Origin of the sequence: Thiomicrolovo immobilis, assembly GCF_039645955.1 — a bacterium.
Lineage (GTDB): Bacteria > Campylobacterota > Campylobacteria > Campylobacterales > Sulfurimonadaceae > Thiomicrolovo > Thiomicrolovo diazotrophicus.
Map to the genome: position 1 here is coordinate 1020057 of NZ_CP147916.1, position 15651 is coordinate 1035707.

Below are 15651 nucleotides of genomic sequence, written 5' to 3' on the forward strand. Positions count from 1 at the left end.
TGCCGCAATACGGGAGGAGGCTTTTATTCCAGCAGTCCCCACGCGATCGCCTGCTCCCGGTTTTCAAAAACCGCCATGGCCGTGCGCATGCGTCTGAAACCGAGCTTTTCGTAAAACGCCTCCTTCCCCGGATTGGCGTAGAGAATGATCTTTTTATGTCCGCGGGCGCGTTCGACGAGCGCGGAGACAATGCCTTTGCCAAGCCCCTGGCCCTGGTAGGCCGGCAGCACGGCGACATCGCAGATATAGGCGCAGTCAACGCCGTCGGCAAGTGCTCGTCCCGCGGCGACCATAGCAGGTCCGTCGAAGACGAAACAGACGAACATACTGTTGCCGAAGACCGTCCGAAGCGCCTCCGGAGGTTTGTCTCCCAGCGGTGCGGCCCTGTAGAGGTCGGAAAGCTGCTCCCAGTCAATGCCTTCGCAGGTATCGTGCCATGCAAGCTGCATAGTGTCTCCTAGTCCACAAAGGTGACAACGTCGTCGAATGCGCGGCGATGGCGATGCTCGGGACGGGAGGTGCCGTACCCCATCGGGAGCACCATCGAGACGCCAAAGATCGCTGTATCGACCCGCAGCAGGGACATCACCGCTTCCGCGTCGAAGCCTCCGAGGGGACAGGAGTCGATGCCCAGCGCCGCCGCGGCGTTCATCAGGTTCATCGCCGCGAGATAGCACTGTTTGTCAGCATAATCGCCGAGCTGCCCGGGGCTCAGTGCGTCGGTATAGCCCGCATAAAAACCCTTGAGGACGTTTTCATAGAGGTCGTCCCCGTCGCGCCGTAGCAGGGGTTCGACATAACCGTCTTCGATGCGGAGCGTTTTTCTGGCGAGAATGACGATCACCGCCGAGGCCGTCCCCACCTGTTCCTGGCCGTAACAGCAGCTCTGCAGCTGCCGTTTCAGCGGGTCAGAGGTGACGACGAGGAACTGCCACGGTTCGATGCCGAAGGAGGAGGGGCTGAGACGCCCGGCCTCGAGAATGTAGTCCAGGTCATCGGCGCCGATCGCTTTATGCTCGTGAAACCGTCGGGCGGCATGCCGGAATTGCAGAATGTCCAGGTAGTGTGCTTTCATATGCATAGATTATCCTTCATAGGTGATGAGTGCGACGCCGGAGAGCATGATCGTGAGTCCGGCGAGCTTTTTGTACGTAATGGCCTCCATGGGCAGACCGAACCAGCCGAACGCGCCGGCGATCATGACGAAAACCATCTGGCCGCTCAAGCCGAAGGTGAACATCTTTGAGATGCCGATCTTCGGAATAATGTAGTAATACAGGGCGATGCCGATAACGCTGAAAAATCCCCCGGCAACCCAGAGGTAAAGGGGCACGCTGCCGCCTCCTTTCGGAAGCGACAGTTGCGCCGGATTGCCCATGAGGTAGAGCAGCGCAAAGAGCGTGCTGACCGTGTAGGCAATCAGCGTTGCGAGAAACGGGTTTTTCAGCATGACGCCCAGCTGCGCATTGAAACCGCCTTGCACCGCCAGGGCAATCCCGGCTGCGAATGCAGTGAGGTAGAGTGTCATCGCATACATCGGCGTACCGCGTCATGCGTGCGCGTCCATCTGCTGTGTACCGCGTTCATGATTTTCCTTCAGCGTTATTCTATGGAAACACGTTCCATATGCGGCAATGATAATAAAAAGCCCCCCTATGTGTCATTTACATATGTTGATGTGCCGTCGATTAAGAAGCGTTTATTTGAGGTTTTTGCGTATGCGGCTCAGCTGGGTCGGCGTGATGCCGAGGTGCGCGGCGATATGGTGCTGGCTGACACGCTTTTCGATCCCGGGGTGCTTTTTGAGAAAGGCGAGATACCGTGAGCGCGCATCTTCGAGCACAAGGGCGATCTCGACGCGCTCTTTCTCGATGACCCACTTCTGTTCAAGGTAGGCGATGTAGAACGCTTTGACGTCGTCATACTTGTCGATGAGGCGGCGGTAGTCTCGGTAGGCGATCTCGATGACGGAGGTCTCCTCCAACGCCTCGATACAGAACTCCGAAGGGGAGCCGAGCAGCATGGAGGCCTTTGAACCGGCAAAATCATGTTCCAAAAAGAGGTTTTTGTTGTACATATGTCCCTCTTCGTCCAGAAAATAGGTGCGCAGGAGCCCTTTGCAGATAAAGTAGAGTCTCGTCGCCGTATCGCCGAAACGCAGCAGGGTTTCTCCTTTTTGATAGGTCTGGAAGGTGATGTGCGTCTCGAACGCTTCCCATGAACGTTCGGAAATGGGAGCGTAGGCGTCCATGACGTGTTTTAAAGAGGCGAGGCATTCGTTGTCGATCATTTTCTTCTCTTGTGAAAAGCTGCAGCGCTGTTTTGATGTGTTTGACTGATCATTCGGCGTCATTCCAATCGGCAAAGGAAGTTATTTGTCTTCGGTCGCCTTGAAATGCGTCAGCAGGTGCCTGGCATCGCAGAAAGGCTTGTTGTGTGATGCCCCGCAGCGGCAAAGCGTGACGCGGTTCCTGATCTCATAAGGGGTGCCGTCCGCCGAGATGACGGGGATGCCGCCGCGAACCCAAATGGGGCCGCTGCAGTGCTTTTGCGGGTCCTCGATAAGCACGATGGAGGGTTCAAACTTTGGTTCGATCGCCTCCCCGGTCTTTTTGTCCCAGGCCACGAGCCGTCCGGCCGGGCAGTCCCACACCTCCTGGAGGAGCACCGGGCGGATTTCAGGATCGTCCGAAAGTTTTACCATGTTCCATACCCCGCCGTGCGGGTCGCAGAAGCGGGCGAGGGCACAGTAGCATTTGGCATCGGTCAGGTAGATGTCGGGGCCGTCGTAGGTCTTTGAAAGTTCCACGATGGGGAGACGTTCAGCCGTTTCGGTGCCGTCAAAACCGCACTTCGCGTGACTGCCGTCGCAGAAAGGGTGCTTTTTGGACTGCCCGCAGCGGCAGAGGCTGTAAACGGCCTGGAGCGGATACTGCTTTCCCTCGATCCACTTGACCGCTTCGCCCTCATCGTTGACGCCAATGGTCTGTACGGAGAGGGGAATACTGCCCCTGACGATGAGGGGGCCGTTTTTGACGATGGTAATGCTTTGTGCTGTTTCAGTCATAGTGTGCCTTCTTTGGCTACTTTAGCATATTTTAGAACGTCACGGTACATATCGTGCAGAATCTAACAGCCGATTTCCCTGATGGCGATAAGGTTTCATTATAAAATTATGGGACCGATGTCGAATGCTCTATGATACAATCGTACTGCATAGATTCTTGTTATCAAGGAGAACAACGACATGGCGGCTGTCTCTGAAGAACTGTCGAATTTTATCCGGGAGGCTCTGCAGCAGGGTCTCGGGCGCCCGGAGATCGAAAAGGTCCTGCTCGAAGCCGGATGGATGAAAGAGGAGGTCGCGCACGGACTCGGGAAATACGCCGACGTCGATTTTCCGATCCCGGTGCCGAAACCAAAACCCTATCTCTCGGCGATGGAAGCTTTCCTCTACCTGCTGCTTTTTGCCGCACTCTATATGAGCGCTTACAACCTGGGAAGCCTGCTCTTCAATATCATCGCCTTGTTGCTGCCCGATCCGGCACTGACGGGCAGGGGGGATATGGAGGCGTGGATAGAACGCGGTATCCGCTGGGACATCTCCATGCTGCTCATCGCCTTTCCGCTCTATCTCTATATGAGCTATCTGATCAGCCGCTCCTACCGGCGAGACCCGCTTGGGCGTGCGTCAAAGATACGGAAATGGCTGACCTACGTGACGCTGTTCATCGTTTCCGGGTTTATCGTCGGCGACCTGGCCGTTTTGATTTTCAACCTCTTGGGCGGGGAAATGACGCTGCGTTTCTTCCTGAAATTTCTGGTTGTCGGCATTATTGCCGGGACGATCTTCGGCTACTACCTGTGGGACCTCCGTAAAGAGGAGAAAGAGCAATGAGACGCGGCGAAGCGGCGGGGAGGCTCATCATACTCCTCGCGGTGACCGCCGTTATTGCCGCCATCGTCGCGGGAATGATGTTGATCGATTCCCCCGCCAAAGAGCGGGCGAAGAAGCTTGATAAAAGGCGTGTCTCTGATCTGGCGGAGATCGCCCTGACGATCGACCGCTACTGGGAACGCTACCACAAACTTCCGGCCGACATGAACGCCCTGCAAGAAGGGGTCGTGAGCGAGATAGAGATCGCAGACCCTAAGACCCTGAAGAGCTATGGTTATCGCATCACCACTGCGTCTGCCTATGAACTGTGCGCCGAATTCGATACAAAACAGAGCAAAGAGAGCTGGATGTATCGGGCTGGAAGAGAGCGGGACTGGTCCCACAATGCGGGGGTGTACTGCTTCAGACTGACACCCTATGAAAAGTAGGGACGTGAATGCGTGGAAGCGGCTTTAGGAACGGTCGTTTGGATATTTCGGGCGCTTTTGAGTGTACGGGGATATAGACGTTACAAAGCAAAAATGCGTCTGACGGGTGAGTGATACCGTGAGTGCATCATGTGCGGTGGCGAAGCTTCGGGGGTATCGGGTCTCCAATATAAGACGAGTCTATTGTACTGTACTAACGGCAGGCGCGTCAGCTCTCCTCTTCTCCAACCTCTTCGGACTGTGTCGTCACCATTGCTCTCGTATGATCCCCGTAGACCGGTTTTTCGTTGCGGAGCAGATCGGTGACGATGGCAAAACTTTCTGCGTTGACAGCGCCTGTACGTTTGCGTTCTCCATCAAAATAGGTGAACCAGAAATATCCCGTGTTGGTACTTGAGTCCCACCAAGCCTGGTACTTATTGATCAGTTTGATTGCCATTTCTCTCTCCTTGCTACCGACTGTTCGTATCGCGATATCTCCGATGCCCCAAAACTTCCATGAGTATTATAGCTTTGAAAACAAATATATAAAAACATTAAAAAGTATTTTATTGAATATATATGTTGGCGTAGTATTGGGTCGGGAGCGAAAGGATGCATAGAAAGCAAAATGTGTATACATTACTATTTAATAATAAAAAATATACAATAGTAAATATTAAAATAAATTGGAGGGTGTAGAATGACGATCAAGCACGTAATTGGGGCTTTGTTGCTGGCTTTGGCTTTCAGCGGGTGTACCGCTGTTCAAAATCATGAAGTTGCAAAATTGGAAACGTTCACCGATGTGTCACAGTATGAACACAAGCCTTCGGCTTATATCAATATTCATGGTTTTCATGGTGATCCGGAGAGCGGAAGTGCGTCCGAAATAACCCAGGCGACAGAAGAATTAAAGCCTGTCGTACAACGAATCATCGATGAGTCAAAGCTCTTTAGTTCCTATACCTTTGATGCATCCAAACAGCAAGATGTTGATTATACGATTACGCTTAATCTCTATAATCATGGCAACGAAATGTTGGCGATGTTGTCCGGTTTTATCACGGGGTTCAGCTTCTTTATTATTCCTGGAGGCGGTACAGATAACTATACGCTGCAGCTCAAAGCTGTTGCAACTGCCGATAACATTGAAACGACGGTTCAGAACAGAGACTCCGTTACGACATGGGTCGGGATCTGGTTTATCCCGATGATGGGCAATGGCATCCGTGAGGCGACAGATGAAACTTTGAAGAATCAGCTCCGGGATGCTTTGCAGAAGCTTTTCGAAAGCGGTGCGTTGGAATACTCACGGCTGGAAGGTTTTTGGCAGCCATCCCTTTATCAGGGGAATATAGAAAGTAATACGTATTTAGGAGGTTGAGCGGCGCGCTTTACAGCGCTTTGCTCATAATGCGGTTCATCCGGGCGATGAAACCGGCGGTGTCGTCGAGTTCGGCACCTTCGAAGAGTTTCGCCTGGTCCAGCAGGACGAACGCGGCGTCGTTGACGAGGTTGACGTCAGACGTACCGTTGAGTTTTTCGAGCAGCTCGTGTTTCGGGTTGATCTGGAGGATCGGTTTGATCTCCGGGATCTCCATCCCCATGCCGCCGCCCATCTGTTTCATCATCTGGGCCATCTGGTAGTTCGGATCCTCTTTGTCGATCTTGAGGCAGACCGGCGAGTCCGTGAGGTCGGTGGTGACTTCGACCTTCGAGACCTTGTCGCCAAGGGCCTCCGTCATCGCACCGACGAGGCTCTCAAAGGCTTTTGCCGTCTCTTCATCCGCTTTTTTCTCCTCTTCGCTCTCCTCGAACTGGGCGTCGGAGACATTGACGAATTTGTACTCTTTATACTCCGTTACCATCGGGAAAACGATCGTGTCGATCTCTTCGTTGAGGATAAGAACATCGATCCCTTTGGCTTTGAAGCGCTCGAGCTGCGGCGAATTTTTGAGCATGGCGAGGCTCATGTTGCCGGAGATGTAGTAGATCTCTTTTTTCGTCTCGTCAACCTTGGTGACGAAGGATTCGATGTCGGTCTTCTCTTCGTTGTTGAGGGTGTTGAACTTCAGCAGTTCCAGGATCTTCTCGCGGTTGCCGAAGTCGCTGTAGAGTCCCTCTTTAATGACGTTACCGAACTCTTTGTAGAAGGCGTCGTACTTTTCTGCATCTTTTTTCTTGAGCTTGGCGAGCTCGCTCAGTACCTTCTTGACGGAGGCGTTCTGGATCTTGTTCATGACCGGGTTGGACTGCAGGATCTCGCGGCTGACGTTGAGCGGGAGGTCCTTGGAGTCGATGACCCCGCGCAGGAAGCGCAGGTAGGTCGGCATCAGCTCTTTGTCGTCGTCGGTGATGAAGACGCGGTTGATGTAGAGCTTCACCCCCGGCTGGTAATCGACGCGGTAGAGGTCCATCGGCGCCTTGGAAGGGATGTAGAAGAGGGTCGTGTACTCGATCGCACCCTCGGCCTTGTGGTGCAGCCACGTGATCGGCTCGCCGGAGTCGTGCGACAGGGAGCTGTAGAACTCCTTGTAGTCGTCGTCGCTGATGTCGGATTTGGAGAGCGTCCAGAGCGCGGAGGCCTTGTTGATCTGCTCGTTCTTGATCTCCGTGCTGGAGGGCTTTGTCTCGTTGCCTTCGTCGTCGCGCTCGGCGGGGATGAAGTTCTCCTTGTCCATAAAGATTGGGAAAGGGATGTGGTTGGAGTACTTTTTGATGATGTTCTCGATACGGTACGTCTCGAGGAACTCCTCGTCTTCGTCCTTGAGGAAGAGGGTGATGCTGGTACCGTTACCCTCTTTTTCAGCCGGTTCGATATCGAACTCGCCGTCGCCGGCAGAGATCCATTTGTACGCCTGCTCCTCGCCCGCTTTCTTGGTTACGACTTCGATCTTGTCGGCGACCATGAAGGCGGCGTAAAAGCCTACACCGAACTGGCCGATAAGCTGGCTGTCTTTTTTCGCGTCGCCGGAGAGGTTTTCCAGGAAGGCTTTGGTACCGGATTTGGCGATGGTGCCGAGGTGGGCGACGAGGTCCTCGTCGTTCATCCCGATTCCAGTGTCGCTGACGGTCAGGGTCTTGGCCTCTCTATCTATCGCGATATCGACACGCGGCGTGAAGGCGATCCCTTTATAGGCATCGTCGGTCAGGTGCAGCATGTTGAGCTTGTCGAGGGCGTCGGAGGCGTTGGAGACGAGCTCGCGCAGAAAAATCTTTTTGTTGGAATAGAGCGAGTGGATCATCAGCTGAAGCAGCTGGTTGATTTCGGTCTGGAACTGATGTTTTGCCATCGTAAAAACTCCTCAATAGTTGGTCGAATTTTCAGATGTGATTTTAGCGAAAAAAGTTAATGGTCGCAAGTTATATCAATATAGTTTAGTGCAGTTGGCTAAATAAAATGGTACGCTCACCCGGGAAAAAGAAGTTGGCGAAAAACGGGAGTGTCAGTAGATGATCTTTGAGAGGTAGAGTCCGGCGGCGGGGGCGAGGTCGGTGCTGTGGCGCGTTTTGACGTCGATCTGCTCCTGCAGCTGTGTGAGGCTCATTTCGCCGCTGTTGACCTTCAGGACGGCGTCGGCCATCATCCGGATCTGCGAGCGGAGGTAGCCGTTGGCCTCGAAGTAGAGGATGGTGTAGCCCCTGCGGCGGTAGGCGAAGGCTTTGTAGACGGTGCGGACATAGTGTTTCACGTCGGAACCGGTCTTTTTGAAATATTCGAAGTCGTGCTCGCCCTCGAAAAGGCGCATGGCGCTATTGATCCGTTCCAGCTCCAGGGGCGGAGTGAAGGTGACGAGCTCCGCTTCAAAGGGGTTGGAAGGAAGGTCGCTCATGATGTAGCGGTAGACGCGCCGGCGTGCGCTGAACCGGGCGTGGAAGTCTTCTTTGGCCGGTTCAAGCCGGCGGATGCCGATGGAGGCGGGAAGCTGGTGGGCGAGGGCGCGGCGGAGTTTGGCCAGATCGCTCCAGTGGTGCGGCAGGTCGAGATGCACGACCTGGCGGAAAGCGTGGACACCCGCGTCGGTACGGCCCGACGCGATCGGTTTGGCAGTGATGCCGAGGCGCGTGAGCGCCTGATGGAGCACCCCCATAACGGTGTTGCCCGTCTCCGTTTGGCTTTGGGAGCCGGAGAAGCGGCTGCCGTTATAGCTGAGAGTCAGTTTGATGCGCATGGGTTAGAATCGTGCCCGGATGCGTCTGCGGTAGATGATGTAGGTGACAAAGAGCCAGCTGAAGAAGACGGCCGGGATCGTGTAAAAGCCCAACGCTTTTTGCAGGCCCGTCGTTCCTGAATAGTAAAAGAGCATGGAGGCGAAGAGCCAGAGGTAGACGAACCCTTTTTGGTGCCGTACGTGGGCGATCCCGATGGAGAGGGCCGCGAAGAGGCCCGCGACGGGGAAGAGGGAGAGCAGGATATCGGTGATGAACATCCGGATCTTGTTCTTGCGCCGCTCGGGGTCGAGCCAGAAGTCGATGGGACTGTTGTAGGGGCGCAACTCCGTCTGCATGACGTTGTTGATCATCATCGCCTCGAACTGCATCTGGGTCAGCTTTTCGTCGGTATAGCTGTAGCCCTGGCCGTTGGTCAGCTTCAGGCGGAGAACGCCTTTGTTGTTGAGAACCTCGGCTTTCTCCGCCTGGATAAGGATCTCCTCTTTCTCCTCTTTGTGGAAGAGAACGACGTCGCCGTAGCTGCGGTCTTTGTGGGCCTTGCCGATGTAGAGCAGCCAGTCGCCGAAATTGTGCCCGAACTCAGAGGCCTGGAGGTTGAAGTTCGCTTCGCTCTGCTTGTAGCGGACGAAATTGGTCGAGAGGACCGTCGTATGGGGAAAGAGGACGAAAAAGTCGAAGATCAGTAGCAGGCTCAGCAGCGCCGCCGGTTTCATAAGCGTATAGAGGATAAAGGTGGGTTTTATCCCCAGGGCGAAGACGACGACCATCTCATTGTCGGTCGAGAGGCGGAAGAGCGAGAGGGCCGCGGCGACAAAAAAGGTAATGGGCAGGGTGTAAAAGAGGATTTCGGGGAGGATGAAAAGGTAAAGTTTGAACATCTCCCAGAGGTTGAGCTGGATGACCGCGGTATAGCTGGCGAGCTTGATCAGGAAAATCACCGACGCGATGGAGAAGAGCGGCAGGAAGATCGAGAAAAAGAGCAGGCCGAAGGTGCTCAGGATGTAGCGGCGCAGTTTATGCATAGAAGGCTTCCATCCAGCGCGCGATCGGTGTATCGAAAATGTAGACGATCCAGGTTGCCATCGCCAGGAACGGGATGAACGGCAGCTGCTTGCTGGCGTCGGTCTCGTTACGTGTCAGCAGCATCGCCGGCAGGGCAAGCAGGGCGGAGAGAAAGACGGCCGCCAGGCCGAGCTGCACTCCCAGCAGCGCCCCCATTGTCGCGCCGATCATGATGTCGCCTTCACCCATCGCCTCGACGACGGCCGGTATGGTGTTGTAGTTCCGGACCCAGGATGCCTTTTTCAAGTTGGGGCTCATGCGCTTGATCTTGACAAAGAGGTAGTAGGAGACGTAAAAGCGCAGCAGAGCGAATCCCCCGGCGAAAATGAGGGCGTTTTTCAGGTTCTCCGCCAGCATCTGCGGCGACCAGGCACTCACGACGGCCAGGGTCAGGGCCAGCAGGTTCAGGCTGTCGGGGACCATCTTGTAGTAAAAGTCGATGACCAGCAGGGCGAGCAGGGTCAGAAAGACCCCCGTAATCCCGATCATGGCCGCGGAGAGACCGAGCTTGAGGTAGAGCGCGGCGGCGATGGCGGCGCTGAGCAGCTCGATCAGCGGGTACTGGGCGCTGATGGGGACCCCGCAGAAAGCGCAGCGGCCGCGCAGCATGAGCCAGGAGAGGACGGGAACGTTATGCCACGGCTTGAGGTTGGTACCGCAGTGCGGGCAGTGCGACGCGGGAAAGACGATGCTCTCGCCTCGGGGGATGCGGTAGATGACAACGTTGAGAAAGGAGCCGAAGAGGGCTCCGAAAAGGGCAACGAGTGCAAGGGTGGTCCAGAACATCATAATCCTCCGAAACGGCGCTCGACCGATTTGAACTGGTCGATAATGCTTTGCAGCTCAACGGGCGTGAAATCGGGCCAGAGCGTGCGGGTAAAAAAGAGCTCCGCATAGGCCGCCTGCCACAGCAGAAAGTTGGAGAGGCGGTGGTCGCCCCCGGTGCGGATAAGCAGGTCGACGGGTTCGGGGGCGTCAAGCGCGCCGTTTAGCGTCTCTTCGGTGACTTCAATCCCATCGTTTTGCAGCGCTGTAACGCTTCTGACGATCTCATCCTTCGCACCGTAATTGAGTGCCATAAACTGTGTCAGTCCCGTACAGTGGGCCGTCTCTGCTTCCGTCGTACGGATATGTGCCTGGAGGGAGGCTGAAAACCCCGAAAGGTCTCCGATCGCCTTGAAACGCACATCGTGTTCAAGGTAGACAGGCAACTCTTTTTTCAGGTACCGGGAGAGCAGCTTCATCAGGAAGCTCACTTCGGCTTTGGGGCGTTTCCAGTTTTCCGTGCTGAAGGCATAGAGCGTCAGGAACTCGATCTCTTCGTGGTGGGCGGCGAAGGTGATGATGTCGCGGATCGTTTCGACGCCGTGCTCATGCCCTTTGATGCGGGCCAGTTTCTGCTGTTGCGCCCAGCGGCCGTTGCCGTCCATGATGATCGCGACGTGGCGGGGCAGATTGCTCATAGCGCTTCCGCCTCGTCAAGCACTCTGAGGGAGAGGGCGAGCTTACTGCTGCGCGGCAGCACGGTTTCGCCCTTTTCGCTGATAAAGGTGATGGCGTTGTCGTCGCTGCCGAACCCCTGGGAAGTCGAGAGCACGTTGAGACAGACGGCGTCGACGTTCTTGGATGAGAGCGCCTTCTTGGCGTTCGCAAGCGCGCTGCTTTCGTCGAATTCTGCTTTGAAGGCGACGCTCTTGATCCCCTCTTTGTCGACGCTGCCGATCAGGTCTCGGTTCTGAACGAGTTCGGGGGACCAGGCCGTCCCGAGGGCCTCTTTTTTCAGTTTGCCCTGCTGGGGGTGGGCCGGGACGTAGTCGCTGACGGCGGCGGCCATGAAAAGGTAGGGAGTCTTCTGGATCAGGTGGATCGGTTCGTCGGTAATAAGCGAGGGTTTGCTCATCAGCCCCTTTTTGGCGACGCGGATGGAGTCGGTGAGGTATTCGGCCATCTCTTCGCTCCCTTCGACATCGAGGGTGTGCATGCTCGAGGGGAGGCCGTCATCGAAACGGGTCGCGATCAGGTTGACGTCCGCACCGCGCAGGTAGAGCGCCGTGGCCAGCGCGGAGGCCATCTTCCCGCTGGAGAAGTTGGAGAGGTAGCGGACGTCATCGAGGCGCTCGACGGTACCGCCGCCGGTGACGATGACGCGGCGGTTGGTCCAGTAGTCGTTGCGCAGCAGCAGCCGCGCGCTCTGCCAAAAGAGCTCCAGTGGTTCGGCCATCGCCCCGTCCCCGGTTGTCTGGCAGGCAAGCTCCTTGGTCTGGGTTTTGACGATCTCGTAATTGGCGACGCCGAGCATCTTCAGGTTGGCCTGGGTGATGGGGTGCTTGATCATGTTGGTGTTGGCCGAAGGGGCCAGCAGTTTGACGCCCGGAAAGGCCAGGGCGCACTGCAGCAGGAGGTTGTCCGCGATGGCGTTGGCAAGCTTGGCGATGGTGTTGGCGCTGGCGGGGGCGATGACCATCAGGTCCGCATCTTCGGCACTCTGGATATGGTTGTGGCGGCTGGCCCACGATTCATTGGCGCTGTGCAGCACCTCGTTGCGGCTGAGGGTTTCGAAACTGAGCGGCGTGACAAAGCGCTTCGCGGCGTCGGTCATGACGACTTTGACCTCCGCGCCGGCCTTGACGTAGAGGCGTACCAGTTCCAGTGCCTTGTAGGCGGCAATGGAGCCGCTGACGCCGAGGAGGATGCGTTTGCCCGCGAGGAGGTCGGAGGGGATCGTCATGAGTCTGCCTTGCCGAAGAACTTGTGGTAGAAGTTTTTGACAATCTTCATCGGGGTGCGGCTGACGACGAGGACGCCCGAGTCGATCTTCGTCCCTGTGACCGTCGTGCCCGCGGCGATCATGACGTCGTCTTCGATCTCGCACGGCGCCACGATCTGCGTGTCGGAACCGACGAAGACGTTCTTGCCGATTTTCGTTTTGTACTTCGATTTGCCGTCGTAGTTGCAGGTGATGGTGCCCGCGCCGATGTTGGTGCCTTCGTCTATTTCCGCGTCACCGAGATAGCTCAGATGCCCCGCCTTGACGCCGCGAAGGGTCGCCTTTTTCGTTTCGACGAAGTTGCCGATATGCGTGCCGTAGAGCGCGCTGCCGGGACGCAGGTGTGCCATCGGCCCGCAGTCGGAATCGACCATGACCGAATCCTCGACAACGGAGTGCGCCTTGACATGGGAGTTCTCGATGCTGCTCGTTCCTGTGATACGGACGCCGTTCTCGACGATGCACTCCCCTTTGAAAACGACGCTCTCTTCGATGTAGATCGTATCGGCGAGCTGCATCGTGACCCCGGCTTTCATCCATGCGCTCTTGATGCGGCGCTGCATGATGACGTCGGCGGCTTCGAGGTCGGCCCTGGAGTTGACCCCTTTGAAGTGCTCCTCGTCGATCAGCAGCGGCAGGACCTTGCGGTGTTCGTCCCGGGCCATCTCGATGATATCGGTGAGGTAGTACTCCTCCTGGGCGTTATGGTTGTTCAGACGGGGGAGACACTCGGCCAGGACGTCACGCTTGAAGCAGTAAACCCCCGCGTTGACGTGGCTGATGGTGAGCTCCTCGGGGGTGGCGTCTTTCTCCTCGACGATCCGTTCGACCCCGGCGTCGGAGAGGACGACGCGGCCGTAACCACTGGGGTCCTCCAGGTCGAAAATGGACATAATGATGTCGGCGTCGGCTTCAAGAAAGCCCTTCAGCGCCTCGGCCGTGACGAGGGGCATGTCGCCGTTGAGCACAAGCACCTTCTCGTTTTTCGGTTTGATCCCCATCAGGGCCCCGCCGGTACCGGGGAACTGCTCGATATCCTGGATGGCGAAGGTGATCTCATCAAACAGCGCGCCGATGGTCTCGATGACCTCCTCTTTCTGGTGGGCGACGACGATGGTGACGTCATCACTGATCGCCTTGGCGGCTTTGATGCTGTGGTAGAGCATCGGGCGGCCGCTGAAAGGGTGCAGAACTTTCGCGGTCTGCGACTTCATCCGGCTCCCTTTGCCGGCGGCGAGAATGATAACGGAAAGAGGGTGTGTGCGCATGAAAAATAACCTGATCAGTTTCGTTTGAATGTAATTTTATCGAAATTATAGAGCAGCAGGGTGCTAATCGTTCCGAGCATTGCCCCGGCGACGACGTCACTGGGGTAGTGGAAGAGCACGCCGATGCGCGACAGCCCCACCATCAGGGCCCCGACAAAGAAGGCCGGGGCGAAACGCGGGACGATCAGCGCCAGGGCCGTCGCGACGGCAAAGGCCGTTGTCGTATGCCCGGAGGGGAAGCCGTGCAGCCCATAGGCGTTGGGAGCAGCAAACCATTCGAATCCGTAGCGGTTTTCGTCATAGAGCATCCAGGGGCGCGCCTTGCCGAACAGCAGCTTCAGGGGGATGACGGCCAGGCCGCTGGCGGCGACGGCGGCGAAAAAGAAACGCACCCGGTCCGCCCAGTAGTGGTTGCCCGTTTTGTAGCGCAGGTAGAACCAGAGCAGCAGGGCGCCGACGAGCCACCAGGTGATGATGCCGAGTTCGCTGACAGCGGCACAGAGCGGTTTGAGCCAGGTGTCGCGGCGATCGTAGGCCCACTGCGAAGCCGCAATGTCCAGCGGCCCGTACAAGAGGATGATCAGGGCGGTCCCGATACCTAAGAGGACGTAGATAAGCGTTTTGGGGTTCATTGGACTCCTTTGAAGTCGCGGCACCAGGTGAGCGTGACGGTGTTGACCTTGCGGCCGTTCAGGTCGAGGTCGAAGGTCTCCGCCTGCTCGGTGGATGCGCACCGCATGGCGGGGGTGATCCCTTTTTTGAAATCATGGGTCGTGATGAAGAGCAGATCTTTGCCCTCGGGCGCTTCGGGCTGCCAGAGGTCGAACTGGTCATAGCGGTTGTCGACAAGGTAGGTGTCGATGCCGTAGGGACGGCCGTAGTAGAGCGCGCGCGATGCAAGCGACCAGTTGGTGACCGCCGCCGCCTGGCGTACGGGGTCCGTAATCTGCCCGGCAGCATGCCGCATAATGGTGTCCCATCCGTAAAGGTCGCGGTGCAGGGACTTGTAATCAGGCAGGGGGATAAAGGGCGAACGCAGCTCGGCGTAGAGTACCAATACGAGGAGGCCGGAGATTGTAACGGCACCTTTCGCATAACGCCGCCACCCTATACTCTGCTGCAGCAGCATGACGGTTCCGATGGGGACGAAGAGCATGTAAAAGAGCGCCGTCCAGTGGGGGAGTGCGCGGGCGAAGAAACTGTTGTAGGTGAAAAAAACCATCACAGTGAGCCCGACGATGCCCGAGAGGAAGAGCGGCGGCTTCTGGGGGCTTTTCAATGCCCGGTAGAGGCCGTAGAACGCTAGCGGGAAGAGCAGGGGGCTGTAGGCGCCGAACTGCGCCCCCAGCGACTGGGCAAAGGCGGTGAAACTGATCCCGCCCGAACCGGCGACATGCGCACTCTGGTAGGCGAAGCTGATCCAGCCGTTTTGCATATTCCACAGCACTACCGGGCTGACAACCGCCGCGGCAATCAGCACCGATGCAAGGAACTTCGGCGTCAGGAAAAGGTCCCAGCGGCGCCGGGCGGCAATGTAGAGGATCAGCGCGGGGGCGAAGAGGACGGCTGTGTACTTGGAGAGCCCCGAGAGCCCCAGCAATACTCCCAGCAACAGCCAGTCACCCGTACGGTTTTCCGTTTCGATCCGCATGACGGTGGCCATGATAGGGATCAGGAACAAAAAGAGCAGGGTGTCGGGCATCAGCATCATGAAAAGCGCATTGAAAAGGAACGATGCGTTGAGGGCCGCAGCCCCCCATAGCGCGAGGCGCTCCGAGGCAAAGATCCGCAGGAGCCAGAAATAGACGAGCGCCGTCGCGGCGGCGCCGATCAGGACCGCCGGCAGACGCGCGGCAAACTCGTTGACGCCCAGCAGTGCGGTAAAGAGCCACTCCGTCCATCCCACCAGCGGCGGGTGGTCGAAATAGCTCAATGCCGGGTAGAGGCCGTAGAGGACGTAGTGCGCCTCGTCGACGCCGAGCCCGAAACGGCCGATCACGGCCAACCTCAGTAGGGTAGATAGGGCGATGAGGGCCCAGAGGGGCCGATGCGCGCGGAGAAGCTTCACCAGGA

At 56.9% G+C, this 15651-nt stretch carries 18 protein-coding genes; 3 read left to right on the forward strand and 15 right to left on the reverse strand.

Features of this window, described 5'->3' with window-relative positions; all coding sequences use genetic code 11:
- Positions 1-23: 23 nt before the first annotated feature.
- From WCX72_RS05275 to WCX72_RS05295, 5 genes are all read right to left on the reverse strand, one after another.
- A complete protein-coding gene (locus WCX72_RS05275) occupies positions 24-449 on the reverse strand; it encodes a GNAT family N-acetyltransferase (protein ID WP_345971285.1) in 426 nt (141 codons plus the stop codon).
- Between the two features lie 8 nt (positions 450-457).
- Positions 458-1081, reverse strand: a complete 624-nt coding sequence (locus WCX72_RS05280; RefSeq protein ID WP_345971286.1) for an NAD(P)H-dependent oxidoreductase — start codon at positions 1079-1081, stop codon at positions 458-460.
- A 3-nt stretch (positions 1082-1084) separates the two neighbouring features.
- Positions 1085-1537 (reverse strand): DMT family transporter, encoded by a 453-nt coding sequence (locus WCX72_RS05285; RefSeq protein ID WP_345971287.1) that lies wholly within the window; start codon positions 1535-1537, stop codon positions 1085-1087.
- 162 nt (positions 1538-1699) lie between these two features.
- A complete protein-coding gene (locus tag WCX72_RS05290) occupies positions 1700-2290 on the reverse strand; it encodes a Crp/Fnr family transcriptional regulator (protein ID WP_231021039.1) in 591 nt (196 codons plus the stop codon).
- Between the two features lie 81 nt (positions 2291-2371).
- Complete coding sequence (locus WCX72_RS05295) at positions 2372-3067, reverse strand: CDGSH iron-sulfur domain-containing protein (RefSeq protein WP_345971288.1); 696 nt, start codon at positions 3065-3067, stop codon at positions 2372-2374.
- A gap of 180 nt (positions 3068-3247) precedes the next feature.
- Here WCX72_RS05295 and WCX72_RS05300 point away from each other — a divergent pair, with 180 nt between their 5' ends.
- Positions 3248-3898, forward strand: a complete 651-nt coding sequence (locus tag WCX72_RS05300) for a DUF5671 domain-containing protein (RefSeq protein WP_345971289.1) — start codon at positions 3248-3250, stop codon at positions 3896-3898.
- Entirely contained in the window at positions 3895-4326 is a 432-nt protein-coding gene (locus WCX72_RS05305; RefSeq protein WP_345971290.1) for a hypothetical protein, read from the forward strand. Before WCX72_RS05300 ends, WCX72_RS05305 begins: the two co-directional genes overlap by 4 nt.
- Before the next feature lie 208 nt (positions 4327-4534).
- Here the strand turns inward: WCX72_RS05305 and WCX72_RS05310 are convergent, their stop codons facing one another.
- Positions 4535-4765 carry a hypothetical protein gene (locus tag WCX72_RS05310; protein WP_345971291.1) on the reverse strand — a complete coding sequence of 77 codons (231 nt, stop codon included), beginning with the start codon at positions 4763-4765 and terminating at the stop codon, positions 4535-4537.
- Between the two features lie 243 nt (positions 4766-5008).
- Here WCX72_RS05310 and WCX72_RS05315 point away from each other — a divergent pair, with 243 nt between their 5' ends.
- Positions 5009-5692 (forward strand): hypothetical protein, encoded by a 684-nt coding sequence (locus WCX72_RS05315; protein ID WP_345971292.1) that lies wholly within the window; start codon positions 5009-5011, stop codon positions 5690-5692.
- Between the two features lie 10 nt (positions 5693-5702).
- Here the strand turns inward: WCX72_RS05315 and htpG are convergent, their stop codons facing one another.
- The 9 genes from htpG to WCX72_RS05360 all read right to left on the reverse strand — a co-directional run bounded on the left by htpG (position 5703) and on the right by WCX72_RS05360 (position 15646).
- The gene (gene htpG, locus WCX72_RS05320; protein ID WP_345971293.1) at positions 5703-7601 is read right to left on the reverse strand and encodes a molecular chaperone HtpG; all 1899 of its coding nucleotides are present in this window, start codon (positions 7599-7601) and stop codon (positions 5703-5705) included.
- A gap of 153 nt (positions 7602-7754) precedes the next feature.
- Positions 7755-8480, reverse strand: a complete 726-nt coding sequence (gene truA, locus WCX72_RS05325) for a tRNA pseudouridine(38-40) synthase TruA (protein WP_345971294.1) — start codon at positions 8478-8480, stop codon at positions 7755-7757.
- A gap of 3 nt (positions 8481-8483) precedes the next feature.
- Entirely contained in the window at positions 8484-9503 is a 1020-nt protein-coding gene (locus tag WCX72_RS05330; RefSeq protein WP_231021047.1) for an LptF/LptG family permease, read from the reverse strand.
- Positions 9496-10332: a prepilin peptidase gene (locus WCX72_RS05335; RefSeq protein WP_345971295.1), complete on the reverse strand. Its 837-nt coding sequence runs from the start codon at positions 10330-10332 to the stop codon at positions 9496-9498. Before WCX72_RS05335 ends, WCX72_RS05330 begins: the two co-directional genes overlap by 8 nt.
- Entirely contained in the window at positions 10329-11006 is a 678-nt protein-coding gene (locus tag WCX72_RS05340; protein ID WP_345971296.1) for a di-trans,poly-cis-decaprenylcistransferase, read from the reverse strand. The genes WCX72_RS05335 and WCX72_RS05340 overlap by 4 nt, the downstream gene beginning before the upstream one ends.
- Positions 11003-12271 carry a bifunctional phosphopantothenoylcysteine decarboxylase/phosphopantothenate--cysteine ligase CoaBC gene (coaBC, locus tag WCX72_RS05345; protein WP_345971297.1) on the reverse strand — a complete coding sequence of 423 codons (1269 nt, stop codon included), beginning with the start codon at positions 12269-12271 and terminating at the stop codon, positions 11003-11005. The genes WCX72_RS05340 and coaBC overlap by 4 nt, the downstream gene beginning before the upstream one ends.
- Positions 12268-13578: a bifunctional UDP-N-acetylglucosamine diphosphorylase/glucosamine-1-phosphate N-acetyltransferase GlmU gene (gene glmU, locus WCX72_RS05350; RefSeq protein WP_345971298.1), complete on the reverse strand. Its 1311-nt coding sequence runs from the start codon at positions 13576-13578 to the stop codon at positions 12268-12270. The genes coaBC and glmU overlap by 4 nt, the downstream gene beginning before the upstream one ends.
- Before the next feature lie 14 nt (positions 13579-13592).
- Positions 13593-14210, reverse strand: a complete 618-nt coding sequence (locus WCX72_RS05355; protein ID WP_345971299.1) for a phosphatase PAP2 family protein — start codon at positions 14208-14210, stop codon at positions 13593-13595.
- Positions 14207-15646, reverse strand: a complete 1440-nt coding sequence (locus WCX72_RS05360; RefSeq protein ID WP_345971300.1) for a glycosyltransferase family 39 protein — start codon at positions 15644-15646, stop codon at positions 14207-14209. Before WCX72_RS05360 ends, WCX72_RS05355 begins: the two co-directional genes overlap by 4 nt.
- Positions 15647-15651: the final 5 nt, after the last annotated feature.